This is a genomic window from Paenarthrobacter nitroguajacolicus, from assembly GCF_051027655.1.
Lineage (GTDB): Bacteria > Actinomycetota > Actinomycetes > Actinomycetales > Micrococcaceae > Arthrobacter > Arthrobacter nitroguajacolicus.
Genome location: NZ_CP073234.1, coordinates 4543669 through 4570126, shown reverse-complemented (window position 1 = coordinate 4570126; position 26458 = coordinate 4543669). Strand labels below are relative to the sequence as shown.

General features: G+C 61.2%; 25 protein-coding genes. 14 read left to right on the top strand and 11 right to left on the bottom strand.

Annotation, left to right across the window (positions count from 1 at the left end; translation table 11 throughout):
• Window position 1: 1 nt before the first annotated feature.
• Genes KCX59_RS21560 through KCX59_RS21550 form a run of 3 tightly spaced genes read right to left on the bottom strand, consistent with a single transcriptional unit; the run spans window position 2 to window position 2313 of the window.
• Window positions 2–835, bottom strand: coding sequence for a hypothetical protein (locus KCX59_RS21560; RefSeq protein WP_218649406.1), 834 nt, complete (start codon window positions 833–835; stop codon window positions 2–4).
• Window positions 813–1301: a hypothetical protein gene (locus KCX59_RS21555; RefSeq protein ID WP_178994538.1), complete on the bottom strand. Its 489-nt coding sequence runs from the start codon at window positions 1299–1301 to the stop codon at window positions 813–815. Before KCX59_RS21555 ends, KCX59_RS21560 begins: the two co-directional genes overlap by 23 nt.
• Window positions 1276–2313 (bottom strand): TOMM precursor leader peptide-binding protein, encoded by a 1038-nt coding sequence (locus tag KCX59_RS21550; protein WP_178994536.1) that lies wholly within the window; start codon window positions 2311–2313, stop codon window positions 1276–1278. Before KCX59_RS21550 ends, KCX59_RS21555 begins: the two co-directional genes overlap by 26 nt.
• Window positions 2314–2580: 267 nt before the next feature.
• On the opposite strand from KCX59_RS21550, the gene KCX59_RS21545 reads away from it, so the two are divergent.
• The 4 genes from KCX59_RS21545 to ppk2 all read left to right on the top strand — a co-directional run bounded on the left by KCX59_RS21545 (window position 2581) and on the right by ppk2 (window position 5349).
• A complete protein-coding gene (locus KCX59_RS21545; protein WP_179017968.1) occupies window positions 2581–3138 on the top strand; it encodes a GNAT family N-acetyltransferase in 558 nt (185 codons plus the stop codon).
• Window positions 3139–3191: 53 nt separating this feature from the next.
• Entirely contained in the window at window positions 3192–3650 is a 459-nt protein-coding gene (locus KCX59_RS21540; RefSeq protein ID WP_179017967.1) for a hypothetical protein, read from the top strand.
• The gene (locus KCX59_RS21535) at window positions 3647–4324 is read left to right on the top strand and encodes a hypothetical protein (protein ID WP_179017966.1); all 678 of its coding nucleotides are present in this window, start codon (window positions 3647–3649) and stop codon (window positions 4322–4324) included. Before KCX59_RS21540 ends, KCX59_RS21535 begins: the two co-directional genes overlap by 4 nt.
• An 80-nt stretch (window positions 4325–4404) precedes the next feature.
• Window positions 4405–5349: a polyphosphate kinase 2 gene (ppk2, locus tag KCX59_RS21530; protein ID WP_091464038.1), complete on the top strand. Its 945-nt coding sequence runs from the start codon at window positions 4405–4407 to the stop codon at window positions 5347–5349.
• A gap of 147 nt (window positions 5350–5496) precedes the next feature.
• On the opposite strand, the gene treS is transcribed toward ppk2, so the two are convergent.
• Together treS and KCX59_RS21520 are read right to left on the bottom strand one after the other, a co-directional pair.
• Window positions 5497–7788 carry a maltose alpha-D-glucosyltransferase gene (gene treS / locus KCX59_RS21525; protein ID WP_179017965.1) on the bottom strand — a complete coding sequence of 764 codons (2292 nt, stop codon included), beginning with the start codon at window positions 7786–7788 and terminating at the stop codon, window positions 5497–5499.
• A gap of 261 nt (window positions 7789–8049) precedes the next feature.
• Window positions 8050–8295, bottom strand: a complete 246-nt coding sequence (locus tag KCX59_RS21520) for a hypothetical protein (RefSeq protein WP_139025115.1) — start codon at window positions 8293–8295, stop codon at window positions 8050–8052.
• 114 nt (window positions 8296–8409) lie between these two features.
• Here KCX59_RS21520 and KCX59_RS21515 point away from each other — a divergent pair, with 114 nt between their 5' ends.
• The 3 genes from KCX59_RS21515 to KCX59_RS21505 all read left to right on the top strand — a co-directional run bounded on the left by KCX59_RS21515 (window position 8410) and on the right by KCX59_RS21505 (window position 11841).
• Complete coding sequence (locus KCX59_RS21515) at window positions 8410–9378, top strand: NAD-dependent epimerase/dehydratase family protein (protein WP_179017964.1); 969 nt, start codon at window positions 8410–8412, stop codon at window positions 9376–9378.
• Window positions 9379–9576: 198 nt separating this feature from the next.
• On the top strand, window positions 9577–10890 hold the full coding sequence (locus KCX59_RS21510) for an LssY C-terminal domain-containing protein (protein ID WP_179017963.1): 1314 nt from the start codon (window positions 9577–9579) through the stop codon (window positions 10888–10890).
• Window positions 10891–11145: 255 nt separating this feature from the next.
• The gene (locus tag KCX59_RS21505) at window positions 11146–11841 is read left to right on the top strand and encodes a polyprenol monophosphomannose synthase (RefSeq protein ID WP_434122546.1); all 696 of its coding nucleotides are present in this window, start codon (window positions 11146–11148) and stop codon (window positions 11839–11841) included.
• Between the two features lie 502 nt (window positions 11842–12343).
• Here KCX59_RS21505 and KCX59_RS21500 read toward each other — a convergent pair.
• Entirely contained in the window at window positions 12344–12850 is a 507-nt protein-coding gene (locus KCX59_RS21500; RefSeq protein ID WP_091464025.1) for a universal stress protein, read from the bottom strand.
• 128 nt (window positions 12851–12978) lie between these two features.
• Between KCX59_RS21500 and KCX59_RS21495 the strand changes: the two genes are divergently transcribed.
• Window positions 12979–13179 (top strand): hypothetical protein, encoded by a 201-nt coding sequence (locus KCX59_RS21495; protein ID WP_011776649.1) that lies wholly within the window; start codon window positions 12979–12981, stop codon window positions 13177–13179.
• Window positions 13180–13221: 42 nt separating this feature from the next.
• On the opposite strand, the gene KCX59_RS21490 is transcribed toward KCX59_RS21495, so the two are convergent.
• Window positions 13222–13566 carry a CBU_0592 family membrane protein gene (locus KCX59_RS21490; RefSeq protein ID WP_178994524.1) on the bottom strand — a complete coding sequence of 115 codons (345 nt, stop codon included), beginning with the start codon at window positions 13564–13566 and terminating at the stop codon, window positions 13222–13224.
• Window positions 13567–13748: 182 nt separating this feature from the next.
• On the opposite strand from KCX59_RS21490, the gene KCX59_RS21485 reads away from it, so the two are divergent.
• A complete protein-coding gene (locus KCX59_RS21485) occupies window positions 13749–14672 on the top strand; it encodes a LysR family transcriptional regulator (protein ID WP_091464020.1) in 924 nt (307 codons plus the stop codon).
• A gap of 38 nt (window positions 14673–14710) precedes the next feature.
• On the opposite strand, the gene KCX59_RS21480 is transcribed toward KCX59_RS21485, so the two are convergent.
• Window positions 14711–15490 carry an isocitrate lyase/PEP mutase family protein gene (locus KCX59_RS21480; RefSeq protein ID WP_178994522.1) on the bottom strand — a complete coding sequence of 260 codons (780 nt, stop codon included), beginning with the start codon at window positions 15488–15490 and terminating at the stop codon, window positions 14711–14713.
• Window positions 15491–15704: 214 nt separating this feature from the next.
• Complete coding sequence (locus KCX59_RS21475) at window positions 15705–16910, bottom strand: GGDEF domain-containing protein (RefSeq protein WP_179017961.1); 1206 nt, start codon at window positions 16908–16910, stop codon at window positions 15705–15707.
• Between the two features lie 306 nt (window positions 16911–17216).
• Between KCX59_RS21475 and KCX59_RS21470 the strand changes: the two genes are divergently transcribed.
• Together KCX59_RS21470 and KCX59_RS21465 are read left to right on the top strand one after the other, a co-directional pair.
• Window positions 17217–18365: a WD40/YVTN/BNR-like repeat-containing protein gene (locus KCX59_RS21470; protein ID WP_178994519.1), complete on the top strand. Its 1149-nt coding sequence runs from the start codon at window positions 17217–17219 to the stop codon at window positions 18363–18365.
• A gap of 7 nt (window positions 18366–18372) precedes the next feature.
• The gene (locus KCX59_RS21465; protein WP_017197341.1) at window positions 18373–18660 is read left to right on the top strand and encodes a MoaD/ThiS family protein; all 288 of its coding nucleotides are present in this window, start codon (window positions 18373–18375) and stop codon (window positions 18658–18660) included.
• A 23-nt stretch (window positions 18661–18683) separates the two neighbouring features.
• Here the strand turns inward: KCX59_RS21465 and KCX59_RS21460 are convergent, their stop codons facing one another.
• Window positions 18684–18920, bottom strand: a complete 237-nt coding sequence (locus tag KCX59_RS21460) for a hypothetical protein (RefSeq protein WP_179017960.1) — start codon at window positions 18918–18920, stop codon at window positions 18684–18686.
• A gap of 227 nt (window positions 18921–19147) precedes the next feature.
• On the opposite strand from KCX59_RS21460, the gene KCX59_RS21455 reads away from it, so the two are divergent.
• Both KCX59_RS21455 and KCX59_RS21450 read left to right on the top strand, forming a co-directional pair.
• Window positions 19148–21868 carry an FG-GAP-like repeat-containing protein gene (locus tag KCX59_RS21455; RefSeq protein WP_179017959.1) on the top strand — a complete coding sequence of 907 codons (2721 nt, stop codon included), beginning with the start codon at window positions 19148–19150 and terminating at the stop codon, window positions 21866–21868.
• Between the two features lie 113 nt (window positions 21869–21981).
• Window positions 21982–23880, top strand: a complete 1899-nt coding sequence (locus KCX59_RS21450; protein ID WP_179017958.1) for an S-layer homology domain-containing protein — start codon at window positions 21982–21984, stop codon at window positions 23878–23880.
• An 88-nt stretch (window positions 23881–23968) separates the two neighbouring features.
• Here KCX59_RS21450 and KCX59_RS21445 read toward each other — a convergent pair whose 3' ends face one another.
• Window positions 23969–25303 (bottom strand): MFS transporter, encoded by a 1335-nt coding sequence (locus KCX59_RS21445; RefSeq protein WP_179017957.1) that lies wholly within the window; start codon window positions 25301–25303, stop codon window positions 23969–23971.
• 205 nt (window positions 25304–25508) lie between these two features.
• Here KCX59_RS21445 and KCX59_RS21440 point away from each other — a divergent pair, with 205 nt between their 5' ends.
• Window positions 25509–26279, top strand: coding sequence for an IclR family transcriptional regulator (locus tag KCX59_RS21440; RefSeq protein WP_178994510.1), 771 nt, complete (start codon window positions 25509–25511; stop codon window positions 26277–26279).
• The last annotated feature ends 179 nt before the right edge of the window (window positions 26280–26458 follow it).

Genomic DNA, 26458 nt, shown 5'->3' with positions numbered 1-26458 from the left:
GTCATTTACCTCGGGATGATTGGAGGATGGTGACAAGGTCGGGCTGCTTTTCCACTGAAGTGAGAAGCCATTGCATTACGGGAGCCTGCCAAAAGCTGATATTCCACGTGCGGGCAATGACCATGTGAAAGATGGTGGTGCAGCAGGGAACTACAATCCGCCACTTGCCGGGAAGAATGAGCGCAAGGGGGAGTGCGACTAATTCAAGAAAGGGAATTGTGCGGGTCAGGGCACGAACCGGCACTCTGTATCGCTCTTGGGCAAACGGGTGAGTATCCGAGGCCAACAGGTGCGAGTGATAAATATGGTTGGCATCGCCGCGCCTGACCCAAGCGTCATAGCCGTGGAGTAGTTTGGACAAACCGGCCTGCGTGTAGGGCAGGTATAGCGCAACCCGTGAGACCGAAAGCGGCAGGTTCGGGGACTGGCCACTGCCCGGCTTGGACATCTGGCTGATGACGAGTACCGCTTCAATGAATGTGTCATACGGCCAGCGGCCCGGTAGGGAGCGGGCATCCAAAGCCCGTGTTCCCAAAAACAATCCCAGCGCGGCCCGCCGAATCCAAGAAGAGGGCTTTGCCCCGGGTTCTCCACAAACCTCGCTGGCCGCCGCGGCGGCCATCAGCAGTCCGGCTGCCGTGCGTCGGCTCTTCCAGGCGATCCCGTCATCAGGCCTGCGATCGGCCGCTGACTCCTGTGGAGAAACTGCAGCTCGATAGTCCCGGGCTGTAGCCGGGCCGGGGCGGAGCGTCAGCGCCAGGGCGGCAACAGCCCACACTGCCGCATTGCGTACCCGACGGAGTTGGGCTGGTTTACTGCGAAGTTGTCGGAACATAGCTGTACACAATTTCCTTTTCCTCAGGCATTCCCCGAACGGTAGTTGCCACCAGGATGTCCATCCTCAAGGGAGGCTCGGGCAGGTGGGCGGGGGCGCGAACCTCGTCAAACGGTCGCCACGCGTTGCTGCGAAGCCTCCGGATGATTCTCTGGCAGAGGACGTTCTTCGGTTGCTCATCCTCACCCATGAAGATGCTGGCGAACACTGCTCCGGCCCGGAAGAACTGGGTTGGAAGGCAGTTCGCCGGGCCGCAGGCAACCGTTGTTCCATCAGGCATGTGGAATTCAACTGCGAATCTTGAGACGCGGTCCCTGAACTTGGCATTGAACATATTGTTTGACGCGATGGGCCAGAAATTTCTGTTGGCCACCGTTGCGGCCATCGAGCCGACTACGTAGGCTCCCGTCAAAGCAACGAGCACCGTGCCCTTGTTGCAGTCAGGCGCACGCAGCACAGTGGCCATTCCTGGCGAAATCCTCGAACTCCGACGCCAACTCCAGGGAGTCAAACACCAATCGCCTGCCGTCAAGGTTGGTGGATCCGGTCAGCAGGTAGCGGAACACTTCCATGGCTGCAATGGATGCCACGATGGAGTTGAGGGGTCCAAAGCTTGGAGCCTGGTACGAGCTATTGAGGTTTGTGGTGGAGAGCGATGCCTTTGATTTGGTCCTGCCGTCGTTATCTGTCGCTGCACATTGCAGGCAAGGGGTGACGCCTGGCCGTACTACCGGGCCTACCACTCCACGCGTGTCTTGATACCCGGCGCAAGTGAAAGGTGTGCCGGTGGCGATGGATGCCTGGTTAGACCACTCGAGCACTTCCTGGGGCGTGTCGGCGGAGACCACAACGAAGTCTGAGTCCTGAAAAACAGGCAGGAGATCTTCCACTCCGGAGATCATGGCGGCGACTTCCACCGTGTTGATGTCGGGGGCCCTGAGGTGAAGGTTCCGTGCAGCGGCTTGGATTTTGGGGGTACCAATATCTTGCGCCGTGAACAGGTACTGCCGGGTCAGGTTGCTTTCTTCTACAGTGTCCCCGTCGACCAAGACAATGGAACCCACGCCGGCTGTTGCGAGCTGCATGGCTACGTTCGTCCCGATCCCGCCCACACCGATCAGCGTGACCTTTCGGCTGCGCAGCAGATCGCTGGCCCCGGGCCCGGTGCTGTGCGCAAGTTCAAAGTACAGGTCATGACGGCTGTACCGGCCGGAGAGGTCGAACCTGTACGGCACCAGAATCTCGGCGTCGATAAGTTCCTCGACGATCTCTCCGGAGCCTTCACCCAGCAGGAGTTCGGCCTTGCCTCCCAGATCGTCGAGTGTCCGTGGCTGTGAAGCGAAGCTGAGTAGTTCAGCCAGCCCGTCTGGAGCGTCCTCGATTTCGATTGCGTTAGGCGGTGCCAATCCGATCTGCACGGCCGTTTCCGTGGTGATGACCGGTAGCGACTGCTTGAGGGAGTACGTTACGGCTGCCAATTCTTGCCTCCAATGATGAGTGGGGACCACGCGGTGCGTGGCCCCCACTATTTATTCTTGGTTTAGTTGAACACGAAGTTCAGCTTGGAACGGCGCTTGGCCAGTCGCTTGAGCTTAAGCACTTGAATCACTCCTTTGTGTTTATAAACTTGTTGGACGGAATGAATCTACGACACATGTCATGGATATGACAAGTTTGTCGATAACTATTCTGCGTGTCGCTTTGTCGGGTCCCCGTCAAGGCGTGTGCGGTATAGAGTCGAGGGCATGTTTGAACTTGTACCGCCGAACGCCGCCTTCCACAGGTCCTTCCTCGAGTCCCACCGTGAGTGGGCCGGCGTCCATCAGGATGGCGCCGCCGTCTTCATGGCGGAAGACGTCACCAGCCCCCAGGGCTTCGCTGATTGGGTTGGCAAGTTGCTGGACGCTGAAAGCGCGACGGAGAAGGACGGCATTGTTCCGTGCACCTACCTCTGGATCACGGAAGGTCCACGCTACGTGGGGGCGATTGCGTTCCGGCACCATTTGACCCAGGCTCTCCTGAACTCGGGCGGGCACATTGGCTACGGGATTCGACCCTCGGATCGCAGGAGGGGGGCGGCAACCTGGGCGCTGAGGGAACTGTTGGCCCGCTTGGCTGCTGCGCAGGGGGAGCTGGGTGGGGTTCTGCCCGTTCGCGTTCTGCTGACCTGTGATGACGACAATTCGGCGTCAATCAGGACTATCGAGCGTTGCAATGGGCGGCTCGAAGATGTGCGTACGGGTGAAGACGGGCGGCTTTTCCGTCGGTACTGGATCGACTTGGGAAAACCTGCCGCAGACTAGATTTGTCACCCGGGGGTTGACGCCGCAGCCATGGGCGGGGCACTATGGACGGCATGAGCAGTCAACCCCGGGGTGACATTCCCGCGTCCAGCCCCTCGGATTCACGGTGGCAGCAGGTCCTTAACCACCGTCCCGTGGACGACGGAACCAGGGAAACCGCAGCCGCAAGGTTCGCTGAACGCGGCATCACTCCGGAACAGCTCAAGGCTGTCCTCGCCGATGGTGGGGATGCCCTTTATGCGGCTGCCGCCGGGGGCCAGCCAGGCTGGGCAGATCCATTCGGCGGCCCCCTCGCCGTTGCACTCCTCTCAGCCGAGGTGAGCATCTTCGCTGCGCATTTGAACTCGAGGGCGTCCGGAGTCAGGTCGGCAGCTGTTGCCGAACTGCTGGACGAATACAGCGCGGTAACCGTAGCTGCTGAGCTCGGTGTGGCGCGCCAGAAGGTATACGAAATCGCCAGAGCGGGTCTGCGCCCGCCCTACATCGAGCAGGTCCCTTGGAGGACGTCATGAATCCCATCGAAGAAAAGGTCCAACTACCGGACCCGGAAACCCAGTTCCTGGTCCATCCTGTTGACCTCCCCGGAGCCCGCAAGGAATTCCTGACAGGCTGGTGGTTGGGAATCATTGCCACCCCTCAGGTTTACACGGCGCTTTTGGCTTTCTTTTGGGCTGTCAGCAACAACTACGTGACGCCCGTGCTGGTCCCGCTGGCCCTGGTGCTTGTTGCCGGATGGATCAGCTCCAAGCTCACTCGAGGCGCATGGGACTACATTCCACGGAAGCGCCACGACAAGGAGCGGAGGATGCCGGTCTTGCTCATTGGTGGGGCGCTCATCAAGTCCTCGGCGCTCTTGGTGGGCTTGATTGTCTTTATGGTGTGGAGCGCCAGCCAGGACTTCGTCCCCGGCTTCAGCGCCTACCCGCTGGGAATGGGAGCAGCCATCGTGGTGATCATGCTTGGGGAGTTGGTGGCTAAGCTGCTCCGACGCAGGACTTTGGACCTGGTTCCAGAGGCACTGAGCATCGTTGTGGTGGTCGCGGCTGTGTGGATGGACTTTGCGCTTCTCCCCGCAGGACGCGAACTTGCTCCCGTTGACCTGCTTCCTGGCGTTGCGATCCTTGTGGGTGTCTGGTTAACCTGGCTGCTTTTCACGCAGATAGAGGCCCGCCGCAACCACGGCTGACCGCTGAATTGCCCGTTCACGTTCCCGTCACCAAGCACTGCTAGGCTGCCGCGCACTACCCGGCAGACCAGGAGGATCGTATGACGGAGGCAACCCCACCCACCGCGCAAGCCACATCTTTGGACGATTGGTGGGTCAGGGACAACCTGCGTGAAACCATCGACCACCTGGTGGAGCTCGGCTACACCATCAGCGGAGGGCAGGGCGAAGACCCGGACCTCATCGATCCCGGTGGATCAGCGGTGGAAACGTGGAACGAGGATTATCCGTACGAACAGCGGATGACCCGCGACGAGTACGAGATCGAGAAGTACCGCCTGCAGATCGAGCTGTTGAAGTTCCAGTACTGGGGGCAGGACCTCGGACTGAAGCACGTCATTGTCTTCGAGGGACGCGACGCCGCCGGCAAGGGTGGCACCATCAAGCGTTTTACCGAGCATCTGGATCCCCGCTCTGCCCGGACGGTAGCGCTCGCCAAGCCCTCTGACCGTGAGCAAGGCCAGTGGTATTTCCAGCGCTACATTCAGCACCTTCCCACTGCGGGTGAAATCGTCATGTTCGACCGCTCCTGGTACAACCGCGCCAATGTGGAACGCGTCATGGGGTTCTGCACGGACGACGAATACGACACCTTCATGGGCCAGGCGCCGGTCTTCGAGAAGATGCTGGTTGACGCCGGCATCCACGTCACCAAGTTCTGGTTCTCCGTGACCCGGCAGGAGCAGCGCACGCGCTTCGCCATCCGCCAGATCGACCCCGTCCGCCGTTGGAAGCTCTCGCCCATGGACCTGGCGTCGCTGGATCGCTGGGACGAATACACGGACGCGAAAGAACGAACGTTCCTGCATACGGACTCCGACCACGCACCGTGGATCACCATCAAGTCCAACGACAAGAAGCGCGCCCGGATCAATGCCATGCGCTACTTCCTCAACCAGTTCGACTATGAGGACAAGGACACCTCAGTGGTTTACGACGCCGATCCGCTCATCCTCCGCCGCGGTCGCGACGCCGTCGGCGACTAACCCTCCGCGAGTTGGCATTTAATGCCGATGTTTCCGAAAAACATCGGCATTAAATGCCAACTCGCGGGAATGTTAGGGGTTATGAGGGTGCGGACGGAACAGGAGCCTCGACGTCGGCACCCACCGTAAGTGCCGACGTCGAACTCTCTATTCGGTAACGTCGTCCTCGATGACCGGGTCCTTCAGCAGAAGCGCCGTGCCTTGGAAGGCAGGCAGTTCGAGGAAGAAGCTGTGGAGGTCGTCTACCTGGCCGACGTCTTCGCCCGAGAACAAATCATGGACGGTGGAGCCCGGAACAAGGTGAGAGGACTGGATACTGCCGGCGATGTCCTGGTCCGAGAAGTTCAGGACCGTAACCTGCAGTGCTTCGTCGGCGAGCTGGTTGACCAGCACCAGCAGCCCTCGGTGGGAAACGTCGGGCACGTCCAGCAGCGTGCTGGTGGCGATCCCCGACTCCTCCCGCACAGTAAGGATCTGCTGCAGCCGCCGGGCGTAAGAGTTCGGATCCTTCAGCTGATCGGGCAGCGGACCGTAGAGGCTCCGGGCGCGGGGCATTCCGGCAAGGGAGGTTTTCGCGTCCGGGCTGGTGCCCATGAGATCGTGTGCGCCACGGTTGATCCAGCGGGTGTCACCCTGCGAGGTGAGCTCGCGGACCGTCTCGCGGTCAAGCGCTGTGATGCCCGTGAGGTCCCAACCGGAAAGCGCGAAAACCCCAGGCTGCAAAGCGTTGTACATGGACAGCAGCACGTGGGCATCCAGGACCTGCGCTTCCTGCTCCTCGGTGATGGCGTCCTGATCCTTGATGCCAAGGGCCGCCATGATGAAGCTGACCGTGGTGCAGGCGATGCCGTTGGTGGTGAAGACTGCGTTGTAGGGCCCGTTCTCACCCGTAAGCCGTTCCCGCATGGTGTTCTGGACCTTCTCCGCCACCTCTGCGCCGGTGAGCTCCTCACCGGCAAGTTCGAAGACGTCATCCCTGTGCCCGGCGGCAAAATGGAGCAACTCGTAGGTCAGTTCATCGTGGTTCTGGAGGGCATGTACCAGCGATGCCTGGTCCACGCCGATCTCCATGGAAAGCCGCAAGGTCAGGCGCAGGAACTCGGTATCCCCGATGACCAAAGCGTAGTGATAAGCGGGCCGGGTGATGAAGTCGTAGGAGAGATCCGGGCCGGACTCGGACTGCGTCTTGATGTCATCGATGGTGAGGTTGAGCTCCTGGAAGGAGAACCCGCCCACCTTGCGGATCATGGAACCAATCAGCTGGTTGGCGGCCTCGGACAGTGGATGGCCCTCCGACCAGCCCGGTTCTTCTTCAGCACTCTTCTCGACCCCCAGGAACCCGTTGGCATCAAGCCGGAGGGCCCCGGTTCCCAGGTCCAGCAAAGAGTGCAGGGCATCGCCAACCACAAGGCGCATGCCGGCGAACGTTGGGTCCAGCCAGTTGATGGAAGGCTGGCCGGCCTTGAAGTAGTGCAAATAGACCCACCGGCGGGTCTTGCCCGTGGTGTCGATGATGGGCTTGGTGGCGCTCCAGTTGGTTTCCTTGACGCCGGGTTCATAGAAGATGACCCGCTGCAGCCGCCCGATGATGTAGCCGGCCTTTTGCAGGGCCTCCTCAGCTGCCGGGCTGATGTTCACCGAATCCTCGCCCTCGGGAACGTCCGGCAGCAGGTGCCAGTCCTCTTCGGGGATGTCCACCATGTGATAGATGCCGGGATAGTCCCGGAAGTTCATTTCGGCGAGTCGGAAGTCCGCTCCCTTGCCTGTGTGCCCGGGAACGATGTCGTCAATGACGGTGCCGCCATGGTCATTGGCCACCTCGCACATCTGGCGGAACTCTTCTTCGGTGCCGAATGCGGGGTCGATCGCCATGCTGATCCGGTCAAAGTGGCCGTCCACGCTGGGTGTCTGGGACCAGCCGCGGATACCACCGGCCAGCTTGACCGGTCCAGTGTGCAGTCCCCGGATCCCGATCTCGCTGAACGCGTCCCAGAGTGCGGGATCGCCCAACGCGGAAAGGAAGGACTGTCCGTCTTTGGTGATGAAGGACAGGGGGTAGGCCGTGAACCAGACGGGTGAACGCTCAACGGCTGCGCGCGGATTCGGCCTGGCGTACGAGTTCTGCCACATACTGGCCTGCCCGGACAATTGCCGGGCCATGGTGTTGGCGTCACCCAACATGGACTGGTTCCTGAGCCAGTCCACATAGGTGGAGTTCAGGCCGTCGAATTCCAAGGAGGGCCGGGCGGCGAAGAACTGCCGCCTCCGGGCGATCGGCCGCAGCGCCTTGGGCCGAGCTGGATAAAACTGTTCGTCAAAGGTGATTTCCGCCGGTTCGCTTGCGGTTTCATCGGGCGTTTCCTGTGGCGTCTCCTCCGGATTTTCTTCCGGAGCTTCGCTGATTTCTGACACGCTCTCGTTGACTGCAGGCTCCCGCACAGTTTTCTCCTTTACGTGGTCGCCGCGTCAACGCCGACCGTCCGAGGGGGTCGTTCAAGAGGTCACGTACCCGGGCTTACCCGGACTATTCATGCTAGTCGGGGGAGCCCGCCGTTTGTCTAACCCGGGAACAAGTAAGTCTCGTTATTATGTGGTGGGTTGACGTTGGCGGCGCTGCGGTGGCCACGATAAAGCCCGACGTCGGCACTCAGGTGGGTGCCGACGTCGGGCTTGGAATTGTGCGGGCTGGGTGTGGGGCTGTCAGTACCGCCACACCACCGTGTAGGCGTAGCCGTTGCCGTTCCGGACACACCCTTCGACCAGACGCACGTAGGAACCGAATCCCGGCCTGGCGGCATCCAGGTTCGACTCGCACGTCGCCTTCGTATGAAACCAATAGACGTAGGTGCTGGCCGCCTCGGCCGGGGCGGCCAAAGCAATTCCACCGCCAGCCAGGATAGAGGTGGCCGCGAATACGGACGCAATCTTCTTCTTCACGTTAGTCATTTCGATAGAGTAAGCATCTGGCCGAAGACAGTCAACGGTCCGCGAAAGCCCTATCCGGCCCTACGGGGCGGCGCCGAACAGTCATTACCGTGACTGGTGAAGATCGGGGGACACATGAAAATTGTTGTTATCGGCGGAAGCGGCCATATTGGCTCATTCCTCATCCCCCGGCTCGTCCGGGGCGGACACGACGTCATCAATATCAGCCGCGGGACCAGCGCGGCATACGTTGATGCGCCCGAGTGGCAGCAGGTCCGGCAGGTTACTGCGGACCGCCACCTCGAAGATCGGGAGGGCACCTTCGGTGACCGGGTCGCCGGACTGGGAGCCGACGTCGTAATTGACCTGGTGTGCTTCACGCTCGACTCCGCCACGGCGCTGGTGAAGCGGCTGCGCGGCGAGACGGGGCATCTGCTGCATTGCGGGTCGATCTGGCGTTATGGTGCCAGTCGGAAGTTGCCCATCTCAGAGGGGTCGGACTCCACCGCGGAGCCGCTGGATGAATACGGCATCCAGAAGCGCGATATTGCCGGGATGCTGAAGGGTGAGACGGCCTCCGGAGGGCTCATCACTACGTCACTGCACCCCGGACACATTGTCGGTCCCGGATGGCATCCCGTGGGTCCGCTCGGAAATTTCGATCCCTCCGTGTGGCAAAAGATCGCGGCCGGACAGCCACTTCAGATTCCGGGAGGTGGCACCGAACTGATGCACCACGTCCACGCGGACGACCTCGCGCAGGCCTTCGAGAAAGCAATGCAGAGCCGGGAATCGGCCGCCGGCGAGGACTTCAACATTGTTGCTCCGTCCGCCCTGACAGTTCGTGGATACCTGGAAATCGCGGCATCGTGGTTCGGGCGGGAGCCACACTCGGAGATGGTCAGCTGGGAGGACTTTCGCGAAACCACCACGCCCGAACACGCCGACACGAGCTGGGCCCACCTCTCCCGCAACCACTGCCTCACCATCGAAAAAGCCAGGTCCCTCCTGGGCTACGCCCCCCGCTACGAGCCGGAACAGGCCGTTCGTGAGGCGCTGCAGTGGCTTATCGGGAACAGCAAGCTTCAGGTTCAGATCACTTGATACCACGGGGTAACGCTCGACACCGGGACTCGCCTCAGTGCTGAAGGACACTAAACCTCGGCCTTCAGTGCCTCCCTGCGTTCGGCGACGAAGGTGGAGGCGCCGGTCGCGGCCGCTTGGGTTCCGGCGCTGTATGTATTGGTGTCTGTACAACAGCCGCCCCAACGCCGAAGCTTAAGGAGCGGAGGGGGAGCATCCATGTTCAAAGCGGCCAACAAAGGAGTGACAGACACCCGGCTCGACCACGCCTTCTTCGTCCTGGGCGGAGTCGCCGCAGCATGGCTTGCATTTTTGTTGGTGGGCGAGAGCTTCCAGCTGGGGTGGGGGCAGGTGTGGTTCTACGTGGCGTTCTGGGCGTTCCTGGCCTATTTGCTGCTCCCACGGCTCCACCGGATCCTGACCACCATCTATGTGCCGGGCTATTTCATTGGCCGGGCAAGGACTAGCGACGGGCTCTTGGGTGACCCGGTCAACGTTGCCTTGCTGGGCGCCGAGTCCCAAGTCCACGCCATCATGGAATCTGCTGGATGGACCAAGGCCGACGACGTCACTTTCGACAGCAGCCGGCGCATCATCAGCTCAACTATTTTCCGGCGTAGCTACTCCGAGGCGCCCGTCAGTCCGCTGTATCTCTTTGATCGACAGCAAGACTTCGCCTACCAGCAGGAAGTGGACAACAACCCGGGCAAACGCCACCACGTCCGCTTCTGGCGTTGCCCCGAAGGCTGGCTCCTACCGGGTGGACACAAAGTGGATTGGCTTGCCGCCGGAACCTACGACCGCAGTGTTGGCTTCTCCCTGTTCACCCTGCAGATCACGCACAAGATTGAGCAGAACACCGACGTGGAGCGGGACCACATCGTTTCAACCGTTTCGGCTGCGGAACCAGCTGTCTCAGTCCAAGTCATCAAGGACTTCTCCACCGGGTACCACTCACGCAACGGCGGCGGGGATTCAATCTCTACTGACGGCGACTTGCCGATCGTCGACGCACGCGGCGTCCTGGTTCCCTCGGATCAGCCGCCCAGCCGCACCGATAGCAGGGACAGGCGGCCCGCCCCCATCTTGATGGGGGCTGCTTTGGTGGTGGCCAGGGCGGTGGCGGCTTTGGTTCTGGCGATCACGTTGTTCACCTCCGGCGGTGAAATTTCCGGGCTCACCTTCGACGACGACTCGTCAGACCCGCAAAGCACGACGGCGGCGATCGCCTTGATAGCAGCTGTGGTCCTGGTGTTCGGGCTGGGTGAAGTTTTCCTGGCCTGGCGCATCTTCCTAGGCAGCAATGGCGCCCGCGTGATTGCCATGGGCTTGAGCTCCATCTCGATCCTGGTCCAGGCAATCGACTACTTCACGGGCAGCGCAAACATCACCCTCGAAGCTGGCCTCTCCGGTTTGGCCACTGACATTCTGGTGCTCCTGGCCCTGTCCAGCCAACGTGCCCGTGTGTACGCAAAGCGGCAGCGCATTCCGGCGGTTCCGGCGTCGGTAGTTGGCCGGCGCGTACCTTCCTGACCCACTTTGAGGGCGACCGGGTCCGACGCGCCGTCCTTCGCGGCGCGTCGGGGTAGTTTCAGATTCAAAGTGGGTGGTGACGGTACACGCTTGATCAGCGCCGCTACTCCCCGGGGAGACCTTTTAGCTTGTTGGGGCCGGATCAATAGACTGACTGGGCCGACCATGTGTGCAAACCAGCACCGCGCTTTGGCTAGATCCGAAAACGAATTGGGGACCCACGTTTTGACTGAAAATGCGAAAATCACCGTTGTTGTGCCTACGTACAATGAGCGGGAAAACCTACCTCTTCTCATTGACCAGCTCGGCTCACTGGGAATGCAGGATCTCAAGGTGCTGATAGTGGATGACAATTCGCCGGATGGGACAGGCGCAGTTGCTGACAAGTTGGCTGCAGAATCCGGCGGAACGGTGTCTGTCCTGCACAGGAAAGAGAAGGATGGGCTCGGCCGGGCATATGTCGCAGGCATGACCCGCGCTCTCGCCGAGGATTCCGACGTGGTCATCCAAATGGACGCAGACCTTTCCCACCCCGTCTCGGCCATCCCCACCATGCTTGACCGGATTCGCACTTGCAACGCCGCACTGGTCATTGGTTCGCGATATGTTGCCGGTGGATCTACAGCGACAGAATGGCCTTGGCACCGCAAGGCACTCTCTGCGTGGGCAAATTTCTACGTGGGTGTGATTCTGGGTTTGAAAGTGAAAGATTCCACCGCGGGATTCAAGGCCTGGACAGCCACTGCTCTCCACCAAGTTGATGTGGCGTCGATTCGAAGCGATGGCTACTCATTCCAGGTTGAGATGAATTACCGGGCGGCCAGGCGGAGCCTGAAAATCGCCGAGGTACCCATTCACTTTGAAGAACGCGTGGAGGGTGCTTCCAAGATGAATCTCCGTGAACAGCTGGAGTCCGCGCTGACGCCGTGGAAGCTTCGGTTTCAAAAGTAGGGTGTGCCTCCACCACCAACTTTGAACTCGGGGAGGCTTGGACACGCCCGGGAACGCGGCGTGTTGCCTCGCTTGGGAAATCAAAGTGGGTGGTGGCGGCACTCAGCCAGGCCAACCACCCACCAAGCTCGACGGCGGCACACAAGGTGAGTGCCGCCGTCGTACGTCAGCGGGGATGTGGGAGACCGTTCGCGTGAAGCATGTCCCATGCCGGCTTTCCCATCATCGCCAGCCACGTGAAGAGCCGAACCGTCACCACCCGCTTTGAAATGAGAACGGCCTCGACGCGCCTACAAAAGGGTGTGTCGGCGCCGTTTTTGCGTGAAAGAAGGTGGTGGCCGCACGCGGTGTAATCCGTCGCTTAAACAAAGAGCTCCGGAGTGCGTTATTGGGGGATACGCACTCCGGAGCGGTCTTTGAGCAGGGGCTCTCGCCGTCCTGCAGTAATTACTCTACGTGCCGTGCGACGCCTTCGCCACCACCTCGAATAAGTACTTTCGCTTTAGTTTTTATGGGCAGCTTCATGCCTCTTCTTTTGCGGCACAATCAGCACCGGCCGCCGTTGGTGATGACTCAGCCAGGCTGCCACCGAGCCGTTCAGGGCTTCGGAAATCCGGTGCCCCAATCCAGGTTCAGGGGTCCCTACGATGATCATCGACGCATCAATATCCGAGGCCAAGCGGCCCAGGGCACGGGCAGGATCCCCGGCGAGCAAGCGCAAAGTCCAATCCGCCGTGCCGCCGTCCATGGCCTCCGCGATGGCCTTTCCCAGATCACCACGGACGGCCGCGACGTCCTCGTCATCCTTTTCGGGATGCAGCGACATCCGGTGTGTCTCGCGCGAGGGGTCCCACTCCACCAGGTAGCTGGCCTCATCCACATAAGCGCAAACCAGCGGCACGCCCATTTGCTCGGCGAGGGTCCTGGCAGTTTGGAGGACCTCCACATGCTGATCCGGCAGCACTCCGACCACCAAGGGGATCCGTCCGCTGAAACCTTCCGCAGCCATACCCTTATTGTTGCGCTGCGGCGCGTGCTTGAACAGCTACTTGGGCTCACGCGCACCCTTGTAGACGTTCCTGACGGGGCCTACGGTTAATTCGGGTCCACGGCTCATCCGAAGGAAGGCGGTCCGCGATGGAAATCTACATGTGGTGGCTCGATCTGCACTTGGACAGCAAGGAATGGCTGCGCGAAAACCTGCGCGCCGAAGAACTGCCGCTGCAGGTGCTGCAGCACATTGCCGAGGCCGGCGGGCCTCATCCGGACAAGGTCAGTGGTGTCTTGACCGTTGCGGATTGGGACTTCATCGAGACCCAGTCGGAATTCGTGGACTGACGGAGCCTGTCCCCAGCGGGGCGGCCGTTCCCTGCGAACCCGCTATGCGCAGCTGGCGGCAGGCCGAGCGGCCGTGACGATGACCTGGGCGGCAGTGTCCGGACCAAGCGAGGGGCTCTCTTGAATTTGGGCCGCCGACCGCGCAGGCCGCTCCTTGGCCCTCATGCGGAGAAGCGCCACCGCCGAAATCAAGAACCAAGCCACGTTGGTTACCACGGAGGGCCAGGCTCCGTGGAGCGTGCCATTGACGATAAAGGCGCACGAACCGAAAAGATTTACGGTCTGGAAGGTGCTGCCCGCCTGCAACCAGCCCATGGACACCGCCATGTAGCCGCCGAGCATCGCCACTGCGCCGGCCCAACCGGCAATTTCGAACAGCAGTTCCATGGGAGTCCTTTCAGGATTTGGGCATCCAAATGAAGCCGACGGGGCGGCGTTCGATCCGGGATGGGGGCTTGATTCGGTAGTCGGTATTGGGCGACTGAATCGTGCTTTTGAGTCAATATTGAGTGAGGAAGCCATTTAGTTCAATTGCAATATTCTGAAGCCGGTGTTTAGGAGTACTTAACATGGAGATGGATCCGCGCCGGTTGCTCGTGCTTCTTGCGGTCGCGCGCACTGGAGGCGTCCTTGCGGCAGCTGATGAATTGCGTATTACGGCGTCCGCAGTGTCGCAGCAGCTGAGCAAACTCGAGAATGAGGCAGGGCAGGCGCTACTCCTCCGCACCCCCAAAGGTTCAGTGCTTACACCGGCAGGTTTGGCCATGGCGGAGGCAGGGGAAGAGATAGAACGGGCACTCAACGTGGCCCGGGCCCGGATGCAAAGCGAAGTCAATATTGCGGGGGTGGTGCGGGTTGGCGGATTCACCAGCTTTATGCGCACCGTTGTGATCCCGCGCCTTCCCGAATGGCGCAGCCAATACCCCCAGTTGCAGATTCAGATCGTTGAGGACGGCTTTCCGGCTCTGATGCGGCTGCTCCGGCAGCGACAGCTCGATGCAGTGGTGATCGAACAGGATTCGACGGCGGCAGAGCAGCGTCCGATGGCGGCCGGAATGGTCCAGGAACCCCTGCTTGACGAACCGTGGAAGCTCGTGGTGCCCGCAGGAACCTTGCTGGGAACGGACAACATTGACCTGAGCCGGTTGCACTTGCCGTGGCTGGGAGTCGAGCCATCAGCGGCCAACACTGCAGTTCTTGGGCGCCTCCGTCACTCGACGGGTGCCCGGATTGAGACTGTTCATCAGTATCACGACACACTTACCGCGCTGGCACTCGTCGCTGCTGGTGAGGGGGTTGCGATTGTGCCCACTCTGGCGCTGACGGGAGTTGTCCATGACCAAGTGGATATCCTGGATGTTCCGGGCCTGGGAACCCGGCACATCGCCTTGCGGAGGTTCGACCGGAGAAAGGCTGCCAGCCTGCCCTTGGACACGGTGGCCCGACTGCTTCGGGAATCGGCGGCCGCGTTCGACACCCGTTCAGGGTCCTGACCTGTCCCGCCGCGAAAGGCGGGACAGGCAGGCGTCAGTTAGTTCAGCGCAGGCGTGTCAGTAGGGACCACGCCCGAACCATAGAGGTCCGTGGCGAGGTCCCGAAGTGCCCGCAGAGCCACCCGCTGGGTAAAGGGCCCATAGGAAACACGGGCCACACCAAGTTTCTGAAGCTCTGCTGCCGGGAGGGCGCCGGGTGCGCCAATCACGGAGAGCTTCCCGTGTCCGAGGCCTTCAACCAGAGGCTCGATGACCTCGCGGGTCATGGCGCCGGGCACGAAGACCAGCGAAGCACCGGCGTCGAGGAAGGCGCGGCCCCTGGCAATGGCGTCCTCGATGCTGACGTTGAGCGGACGGTCCCCACCCCGGGCGATAGCGTCAGTGCGTGCGTTCAGCTGGAACGCGACGCCTTCATCCGCGGCGGCCGAAATGATGGCCTGCACACGGGCAACGGCTTCGTCGAAGGGCCGCAAACGGTCCTCAACATTCGCCCCAACCACGCCGATCCCAATCGCCCGGCGGATGGTCTCGGCAGGGTTCTCGTAGCCGTCGTCCAGGTCTGCAGTGACAGGGTGATCCACGGCGTCGACAATTCGCTTGACCCCATCCAGCGCGACGTCCAACGGCATGGTTCCGTCGGCATAGCCGAAGGCTGCAGCTATGGAATGCCCTGCTGTGGCGATGGCCTTGGTTTCAGGAAGTTCTGCAACAGTGCGGGCACTGACGGCGTCCCACACATTAACCACGCTCAGGATTTCCGGTGCCTCGTGCAGGGCTTTCAGCTGTTGTGCACGTGCGTTGGTGTTTGCTTCAGTCATCGTTGCTCTCCATCATCGTTGTTCTCAGTCATCCACGGGTGGGAACTCTCACTTGCCACCCACAGCCTAGGCATAACGTCACACAACGCGATACCAAGCGCTTGCGGACCCTGAACGCCCTGCCGTTGACTCCTGACTTTCTCCAACCTCTGCACCGCCGTCGTAAGAACTGCCTACGGGTGAGGCCCGGCACTTTGCGCCGTATGTCCATGCACTACGGCCCTTGGTGAAACTCGGGCAGCGAAATTTCCACTGGGTCCGCGCCCACGACTCTGTTACGTCCCTGGGCCTTGGCGCTATATAGCGCGGCGTCTGCCACCTTGATCATGAAATCCAGGTCGGGAGCCTCTATACCAGTGGACGTGACGCCATAGCTGACTGTGGGAAACGGCAAACCATCCGGATCTTCCATTGCGGATAGGCGATGGCTGATCTCTGAGGCGATGGCTTCGGCCCGCTGTTGCGTCGCTCCCGGCAGGAACAGGATGAATTCTTCTCCGCCATACCGTCCAACAAGGTCGGTTGACCGAACCGAAGCGGTGCAGGCCTCGGCGAAGGCACACAAGGCTGCGTCCCCGGCCGCATGTCCGTGTTCATCGTTGACGGCTTTAAAGTAGTCGAGGTCCGCCAGGATCAAGGCCCCTCCTCGTTGGGAGGCCGGACCGGCCAGTTCCTTGGCAGCCAGGCCAAGGAAGGCACCCCTGTTTAGCAGGCCGGTGAGATGGTCCCGTTCGGCGCGTTCCCTGAGTTTTGTAATCAGGTGGTTGTTGCTGAGCGCGTTCATGGTGAAGGACAGCGACACCAGGAGGATCAGGTGCACCACGGCCGCCGGCGCGTAGCCGAAGTAGGTCCGGTACGAATTCCCGTCGGGCCCTTCCAGCACAAACGTGATTGCCCGGCCCAGATAGTACAGGGAGGTAAGTGCTGCGGTGAGGGCCAGGAACTTGGTCGCCCGGGAATGGGTTGATTTCGCGAACCACAATTCTGCCCCGGACATGCCAAGGCCTGCCGCCGTCAGGCCCAGATAGACCAAACCACCGGACCAGATACTGGATTCCGCTGTGTCCGTTAACGACGCAACGTAGGTGATCAGTGGTGCCGGGGCCAAGTGCCAAGCGCTGACTTTACGGTCCCGAAGTTTTCGTGCTCCTGCCCAGACGCTGAAAGCTCCGGCGACAACCAGCGCTTTGCCGGGCGGGCTGGCCCACGCCAGTAAGGAGGTTCCGTTGAGCAGGAAGGCGCAATTTCCGGCAAAGAAAAGGCACAGGGAAGCCCGCCACCAAACGGTGAACGGCGGCCGGAGACGTCGAGAGGAGACGCAGGAGAGAACTATCAGGGTCAGGATGACGGCCCCGAGGACCATTCTTACGGAGAACGGGTCCAGGACTACCGCTCCCTCTTGCATAGAGACTGCAATCATGGCTCGATCCCGCTACCGGCCGACCACCGCGGATTTCCTTTTTGTTGGTCTCATGGCTCTTTGACCTCGCAAAACATGTATTCCCCCAGTAAGTTGCTGCGGCCTCTTGACCGCGAACCACAGTCAAGCACGTTTTTTCCAATCAGTGGACAACAGCCGCCACATCACGGGAAAAAGTTTTTCTCGATTTTCGCGTCACGATTCGGAGGTTGGCCGCACTGTAACCGTAAGGAGGGTTTTGTCCGTAAACCGGGCTATCCACATAGGAGCAAAAAACCGTTGCCACCCATACGCCCTGATGGTTCGATGGGGATCATGGCTACTGCAGAGAGTTACGTCATCGCGATCGGGACCAAGAAAGGCCTGTGGCTGGCAACAAGCCCGGACCGCAAAGAATGGTCCCTCTCCGGCCCGCACTTCCTGATGAGTGAGATACCCAGCATCGGGATAGACACACGGAACGGCACTACACGAATCATGGTTGGCGTACGATCCGAGCACTGGGGTCCCACAGTGGCCCACTCCGACGACCTTGGCGCCACGTGGACCGAGCCCGAGCAGGGCGCCATTAGATTTCCGGACGGCACAGACGCCGCGCTGGAACGCATCTGGCAGATATACCCCGACGCCGACTCCCGACCAGGCGTGGTCTGGGCGGGTTGTGAGCCCATTTCGGTGTGGAAATCAACCGACGGCGGCGAACACTTTGAGCTGAACCGCGGACTCTGGGACCATCCCCACCGCAGCGAGTGGGGCGCCGGTTACGGAGGAGCGGCCGCGCACTCCATTGTGGTTGATCCGTCAGGCGAGAAGGTCCACATCGCCATGAGCACGGGCGGCGTTTACAGATCGCTCGACGGCGGTGCCTCCTGGGAGCCCCGCAACAAGGGAATTTCGGCCTACTTCATGCCTGATCCCAACCCCGAGTTCGGCCAGTGCGTTCACAAGATCGCGGCGGATGCCGCCGTCGAGAATCGTTTGTACGCGCAGAACCACCACGGGGTGTACCGCACGGACGACGGCGGCGAGAACTGGGACTCAATCGCGGACGGGCTGCCGGCGGATTTTGGGTTCGTCATGCTGACCCATCCGCGCCGCGAGGGCACGGCGTGGGTGATCCCTTTGAAAGCGGACGGCGAACGCATCCCGCCGGACAGTAAGCTCAGCGTCCACCGCACAGACGATGCCGGCGGAACGTGGAAAGAACTGCACACGGGCCTCCCGGACCACGAATACAACGCCGTGCTCAGGGACGCCGCTTTCGTGGACACCGCGGAACCTACCGGCGTGTACTTTGGAACCCGCGGGGGCGCTGTGTATGCCAGTGCTGACGAAGGCGAAACATTTACTGAAGTGGCGTCGCACTTGCCGGACGTGCTCTGCGTGCGTGCCGCCGTCGTGGTGGGCGCATCTGCCATACCCGAAGCAAAAGCCAACGCATCGGTGTCTGGGTAGGCCGGTCGTGGCTGACTTTACGGTCCTGCTGCCTGGCGTCCTGCAGCCCCTCGTTGGCGGACAGTCCTATCTGACTGCGTCCGCCGACGGGGCTGTGACCGTTGGACAGTTGCTGGACTCGGTAACCGGAGATTATCCAGTACTGGCCAGGCGTTTGCGTGATGAAACCGGGGCGCTGCGCCGCTACGTGAATATTTACGTGAACGGTGATGAGATCCGGCGTGTGAAAGGTCTTGATACGGAGGTTGCGGCAGGCCAGGAGGTTTTGATCATCCAATCCGTGGCCGGCGGCTGAGAGGGGTTTGGGGTCAAGCCGGATCAGACGACGCGCCAAACGCTGCATTCGTCAGTATTGATGGCTTTCCGCATCCCGGAGGCGTGGTCCATGATCCACACAACGCCGATTCCCGGCGCCGTTTCCTGGACGCGTCCGCGGCGGATCACTACGTCGTCGTAAGCGGGCCCTACGGACAGGCGGGCTTCGATCTCGTCTCCGCGGTGGAGCTGGCTGATAGCACGTATGCGTGTTGTGTGAGTGGTGGCTTCCTTCAGCATGGTTTCCTCCTGGCTGGAGCTGGTGCCTGCACTTGCCGGCTATTCCAGTGTGGCGCGGCAATGTTGCCACGGTATTTCGGCCTGGTTAGGGTCCCGTTAGCATTCCGGGATGGTTGGGTTTCCACGTGGCGAGCCCCGCCTGCCGGGCTCGCCGCCTACCCGGTTGTAGCCTGATCTCGGTTGTTGAGTCTCACAGCAACCACAGGCTCCGTCCCCGGGGAGATCGAATGGGTGCGCTACGGCGAACAATCGCGTTGTCTACAGGCTTGATGGTGTTTGCTACCGGCCTGTTTTTTGTACAAACCCCCGCGAGTGCGGTGCCGTTGCCCGGGCCTGACAACCCAAATGTCCAGTTCGTGGAGGGAACGCCGCACTCGGAGCATACGTTCGAGGTTCCCCCAGAGCTCGCCACGCCGTTCAACACGTCGCCCGACGCCGGTCCGGCAGCGGCGGGACCCAGCGGCGACATCCGGGTTCGGCTGGTCACCGCCAAACTGGCGGACAACACCAATACGGTGTCCATGGCGGGCGCTGAACAGGCTGTTGCCGCGTCCAGCAACTACTGGAAAGCGATGACAGCCAACAAGCTGTCCCTGACGGTGAACACCAAGGTTGCCGGCCACCAATCCAAGGCGAAGTCCACGGATAGCTACAGCACCATCATTTCCATCATCACCAGCGAACTGAATTGGTCGGCCAGTCCGTATACAGCGCTGGTAATTTTCATTCCTACCTCCACTCTGTCCGGAAACGCCCTCGGAGCCGGATACAGCAGCGGAAGCTACAGTGGCCGCGTCCTCCTGCCGCAGATCAGCGGGTTCACGAACAACGTGATGAGCCACGAGTTCGGGCACGTCATCGGCCTCATGCATGCGGACGCGTTGCAGTGCGGCAGTGGCGCGTCCGACGTCGGAGTTGACGGTAGCGGACGGTTCACGGATCCTTCCTGCTACATCCGGGAGTACGGCGACACCACGGACATCATGGGCGCAGCCCAATTTGAATCACCCGTGGTCAGCAGCTCGCTGTGGGACTACGCAGGATTTGGCCGTGGTGATGAAATCCGTGATGTTGGCGTGGCAACGGGAGCCAAGACCTACACGCTCAAACCGTGGGGCGGGACCGAAGCACAGCGTGCCATCAAGTTCACCGATCCCATCAGCAAAGAGGTCTATTACCTGGAGTTGCGGCAGGCCGCAGGCTATGACAGTTACCTTGACGACTCGGGAAGGCCGGCCGGAAACAGGGGCGTAAAGATCGTCCAGCGCGGCGGAGCCACCATCGCTTCGTCCCTGATCCTCATGCCGTCCACCAAGCCGTTCCCGGAAGCCTGGTACGCCAGCAACCACGCATGGCAGGCGGGCAGCACTTTCACCACCTATACCGGCACTCAGGTGACCATCAATTCGGTGACCAGCACGTCGGCGTCGGTCACTATCTTTGCCGATCCCAAGCTCACGGCGAAAATCCGCTTCTCGGCGGGAGACTTCGACGGCGACAGGCTCGCCGATGTCCTCTCCCGCGAGGCTGACGGCTCCCTGATGCTCTACGCCGGCCTGCCCGGCAACAGGCTTGATAATCCCCGAAAGATCGGCTCGGGGTGGAACATCTTTGACGCCATCACCGGCATCGCGGACTTCAACGGCGATCGTCGGGGCGACATCCTGGCGCGAACCAGCGACGGTGTCCTATGGCTGTATCCGGGTGACGGAAATGGCGGTTTCCTGGCGAAACGGCAGGTCGGATCCGGTTGGCAGGGCTTCTCGAACCTCATTGGTATGGGGGATTTCGACGGCGACGCCCGGCCCGATGTCATGGCGACCAAGCCGGATGGCACGCTCTGGCTCTACCCAAGCGACGGTCAGGGGGGTTTCCGTGCATGGTCGCAGGTCGGCTCGGGCTGGAACGGCTTCACCAGCATTACTTCCGACGGTTCCTTCGGCGGTGCCGGCGCGGGACTGCTCGCAAGGGCCAGCGACGGCACTCTCTACCTGTACCCCGGCAATGGTTGGGGTGGTTTCGTGCCGCGCATCGCCGTCGGAAGTGGCTGGAATGCCGTGGGCGACATCGTGGGCGGGCAAGACTTCACGGGTGACACGCGCTCCGACGTCCTGACGGTGACATCGGCGGGAACCATGCGCCTCTACCCGGGCAGCGGCTCAGGTTTTGCCGAACGCCTGGCCATTGGGGCCGGATGGAACCAGTTCAGCCAGGTGTGGGAGGCGGGAGATTTCGACGGCGATGCTGTCGCCGACATTCTGGCGCGCGGCACCGATGGCATCCTGTGGCTTTACCCAGGCAATGGTTCCGGCGCTTTCCTGCCGCGGGTCCAGGTGGGGTCGGGCTGGGGTGCGTTTAATGCGGTCCTCACCGCAGGGGATTTCGACGGCGATGGCCACCCGGACCTTGTGGCGCGGACTTCCGACGGGGTGTTGTGGCTGTATCCGACGGATGGTCGCGGGCAGTTCCTGGCCCGCCAGCAAATCGGAACGGGGTGGCAAGGGTTCACGCAGATGCTCGCACCGGGTGATTTCTCCGGTGACGGCAAAGCGGACCTTGTGGCGCGGGCTGCCGATGGGAGCCTGTGGCTCTACCCAGGTAATGGCGTTGGAGGTTTCCAGCCGTGGCGTCAGGTCGGCACGGGTTGGAACATCTTCAATTCGGTGATGCAGGGCGGCGACTTCAACGGGGATGGCCGCGAAGACATCATGGCCCGTGGAACCGATGGCTCGCTCTGGCTTTATCCGGGCAATGGCAACGGAGGTTTCCTGGCCCGGGTGGCCATGGGGGCTGGATGGAACATGTTCACTTCCTTCGCAGCCTTGGGTAATGCCTTTACCGGGGCGGGCAATCCTTCCGTGGTTGGCGTGGCCGGCGACGGGACACTCTTCCTATACGTCGGTACCGGCCAGGGAGCGTTTCAAACGGTGGTTCTGGACCCTCGATAGGGTCTTTGCCGAAGGTGAGATCCGGATTCCATTTTTGTCGTGGCGAGGCGCTAGCATTGGCCCTATTCGTCGTGACTGCCACGGCAATCCACTCTTAATCTTGGGGGAATTCCGTGTCTTTTTTGAGGATCCGGCATTGGCGTGCGGCCGCTCTGGCGATGATCGCAACACTGACGGCATCACTGGTGTTGGGGATGGTTCCGGCGCAGGCCTGGGCTGTGGGCCGAGCAACGGTTCCAGCCGAGACCGCAACGGCCGGCGGATCGACGGGCGGTTCGATCAGCGGAACCGTTACTGTCCGTTCAAATGTGGACTTGGGGTCGGTCTCCGTCTTTGCGATTAATCTCTATAGTCCGTCCTCGAACGCTCCGTCAGGGACGGTGAACCCCGACGGTACCTATATGCTTCCCAGCCTGCCGGCCGCAGAATACAAGGTCTATTTCCATTCCAGCGACCCCGGGTGGACGAGCATGGAGGTCTATGGCGGCTCGGACCTGAGCACCTCCACTCCGGTGCTGGTCAACGAGGGACAGGACGTTACGGGAATCGACCAAAACATGGGCGGCGGCAGGATCCAAGGCAGGGTCCTGATGCCCTACTACGTGGACACGACCACCGTGGTTGTCGAGGCGTTGGACTCCTCCGGAACCGTTGTCGCTTCAGAGTTTCCAAGCAGCGGTGGCCACTATGATCTCCGTGGAATCCCTGATGGCCTCTATCGGATCCGGGCCAGCGGTGGCGTCATTACTTCCTGGCATGGAGGAGGAGCTTCGTTCGCTGAGGCCTCCACCATCTCCATCGCGGGCGAGCAGGATGTCTACAACGCAGATCTGGCCGGTGATCCGGGCTCCAGCATCAGTGGTTGGGTGTCCAGTGCTTGGCCGGCAACGGGTGCAGGCGAGCACAGGGTCTCTGTCCATGACCTCACTGGCAAAGTAGTGAAGGACGTCCCGGTTAATAGCAGTTTTTACACTGTCAGCGGGCTTCAGCCCGGCCAATACAAGCTTGCGTTGGATATGGTGACCGTCAGCAGCGCCCACCAGGCGAAGAGCTCTTATGAGGGGCAGTACTACAGCGGTGTGAGTGAGGACAAGGGTCCCGGTCCTGCGCAGACCATCACACTCACGGCGAATGAGCAGAAAACCCGTTTCGATTTCTCGGGCACGGATGGCGGGAGCATGAAGGGATACCTCCGCGATGCCAGCGGCCATCCTTTGCCGTTCGCGGTAGTCGAGGCCTACACCCGCGACGATGCGCTCGTGACGAGGAAAGCCGTCACGGATGCCCAAGGCAGGTTCGAAATCACTGGCCTGACCACCGGGTCCTATCGCCTCCGCGGCAACACGACGAATGTGCGCTTCGCTGGTCTCACCTATTCAGGAAGCGTTGCGGAGCAATCCGAGGCCAAAGAAATCGCGGTCAGCAGCGGCACCAAAACCGACGTCGGAACGGTGGGCTATTGGTCCCGCGCCGACTTCACCGACGTCTTCGAAGGCCAACAGTTCGACCACCAGATCAGTTGGATGAAGTCCACCGGCATCTCCACGGGCTGGCCTGACGCCACGTTCCGTCCCTTGCTGTCCGTGAACCGTGACGCCATGGCTGCGTTCCTGTACCGGTTGGCAGGGCAACCCGCGTTCACGCCGCCAGCTACGTCGCCGTTCGTCGACGTCCCCACGACCAACCAGTTCTACAAGGAAATCGCGTGGCTCGCGTCCACCAAGATTTCGGGTGGATGGCCGGACAAAACCTTCCGACCCGTGGAGCCAGTGAACCGCGACGCGATGGCTGCGTTCTTGTACCGCTTCTCCAAGGTCACAGACTTTGAGCCGCCGGCCACCTCGCCGTTTACCGACGTTCCGGCCAATGGCCAGTTCTACAAGGAAATTGCTTGGTTGGCTTCCGCAGAAATCAGCACTGGCTGGGATGACCACACTTACCGGCCGGTCACACCCGTCAAGCGGGATGCCATGGCTGCTTTCATGTACAGGTTCAACGCATTGGATAAGTAGGGACAACGAAATGCCCGGCATGTCAGGATGACGTGCCGGGCATTTCCGCGCTCCAGAGCAGGTAACCCGGAAGGAGCGCTGGGCTTGCTTAGTGCTGGGCTTGCTTGTGCAGGCCGAGTTCCGTGGTGGGAGTTTTGGCTGATTCACGGGCGGTCATGGCCGAGACAGCTGCGATCACACAGATCACCGCGGTGAAGATGGAGATCTGGACCCATCCTCCGGGCTTGGTGCCACCCAAAGCCGTGACGATGGCCGGTGCGAAGCCTGCCATGAGGAATCCGAGCTGGGTGCCAATAGCCAAGCCGGAGAAACGGACCTTGGTGCTGAACATTTCGCCGTAGAAGGACGGCCATACGGCGTTGGCGGCGGCGTATCCGAAGGAGAAGAACACCACGGAGACCAGGAACATCAGCGGCACGTTGCCGCCTTCGAGTGTCAGCAGGAACACCGGCGTCATGATCACGCTGGAAAGGGCTCCATAGATAAACACGGGCTTGCGGCCGATCTTGTCCGAGAGCATGCCGAACAGCGGCTGCGTTCCCAAAGCAACAACGTTGGCCGCAACCACCAGCCAGAGCGTGATGGTGCTGTTGACCCCTGCAACATCCTGGGCGTATTTGATGGCCAGTGTTCCAAAGACCGTACTCACTGCGGCGATGAAGGCGCAGCAGACGACGCGGAGAACGTCGCGCCAGTGCAGCCTCAGGAGATCGGCAACGGGGAGTTTGGAGATCTCATTGTTCTTCTTGGCTTCCGCGAAGGCCGGCGGCTCGTGGAGGGTGCGGCGGATAAAGAAGGCCACCAGAACAACCACGGCGCTCAGCCAGAACGGAATGCGCCAACCGATGCCGTATTTGATGTCGTCGGGCAGTGCCACCACCGGGATGAAGACCAACGCAGCGAGGATCTGGCCGCCCTGGGTGCCGGTGAGGGTCCAAGAGGTGAAGAAGGAGCGGCGGTTGTCCGGGGCGTGCTCCAAAGTCATGGAGGAAGCACCGGCCTGCTCACCAGCGGCAGAAAGTCCCTGGCATAGGCGGGCAACTACCAGCAGGACGGGAGCCCACCAGCCAATGGTCTTGAAGTCCGGGAGGCAGCCAATCACGAAAGTGGCGGCACCCATGAGGACCAGCGTGAACATGAGGACCTTTTGCCGGCCAATCCGATCACCGAAGTGACCCAGGATCACGGCACCCACGGGACGGGCGATGTAGGCGAAACCGAAGGTCGCGAAGGACATGATGGCCGCGTTGGCATCGGCGGAGGGGAAGAAGACGTGGGGGAAGATCAGCGCCGCGGCAGAGCCGAAGATGAAGAAGTCGTAGTACTCGACGGCGCTGCCCAGAAAGCTGGCAAGCGCAGCTTTCTTTGGGGTTCCGGCGGTGGTTTCAGTGCCTGGCGTCGCTGACGGCATTGTTTGGCTCATGGGTGTTCCTTCTGTGACGACGATGTCGCGGATCTGGCTTCTTTGGGGAGACCCAAGCGAGGTGCGGCCGGTCGATCCCTGCACAAGTAACCGCATGGTGAGAGCTACTTGTGCAATACAGCAATACTGACTGTGAGTGGGGTCACTTGTCAAGAGAATTCGCCACCATCTAGAAATAGCTCTCACTATATGAGAGCATCGAGCTATGAGTGTGAAAGAGGACACAAAGACCGACATGGTCGGCAAGGCCTTGAGCCTGTTGGTTTTACTGGGCAATGAACCCCGTGGGGCGAGTGCGGCGGATCTGGCGAGGAGTGCGAACCTCCCCTTCAGCACCACCTACAGGTTGTTGGGCTCGCTGACGCGCGATGGGTTTGTGGACTACGAGCCGGATGGCCGCCGCTACCACCTGGGGCTGCGCGTCTTCCAGTTGGGTCAGCGCGTCTCGAATCATCATGGCTTTGCTGCCACCGCGCTGCCGGTCCTCCAACGAGTCACCGAGAGCACGCATGAGGCCACGATCTTGTCCGTTCGTGATGGCAACCATCACCTCACCGTGAACAAGGTGGATGGCCCCAAGACCTTTCGCGTCACCAGTGACCCCGGCCATCTTGGCGCACTCCACACCACCTCCGTAGGCAAGGCGATCGTCGCGTTCGAGGATGAGATTGAGCGGAAGCGGCTCCTTGAGGAGCTGCCCCTGGATCCATTGACCGAGCGCTCGATCACCGACAGGGACGCGTTCCGTGCGGAAATTGAGCAGGTTCGTCGCCAGGGATATGCCGTGATGGACGAGGAAAACGAGATCGGCATGCGCGCAGTTGCGGTGCCGGTCCTCAACTCCCAGGGGCACGCATTCGCATCACTGGCCACCGCCGTGCCGGTGTTCCGCATGTCCATGGACGAACTCATCGCGCACGTACCCACCCTCCAGGAGGCCGCGGCTGAACTCGCGGCCCGCCTACCCCAGCGATGACCGCGGCCACCTTCGTTGCGAGGCCCGCTCTGCGCGCCAAATGGGCGACGAAAGGTGTAAAGCAGGCCCCGCAACGCACGGCCTAGTGTAAATGTTCGCGATAAGAACAAGCGTGCGGAATATGAACACTTGTAGTAATCTAAATAACACCCGGTCAGGCGGCGCCCCAGAAAAGCACC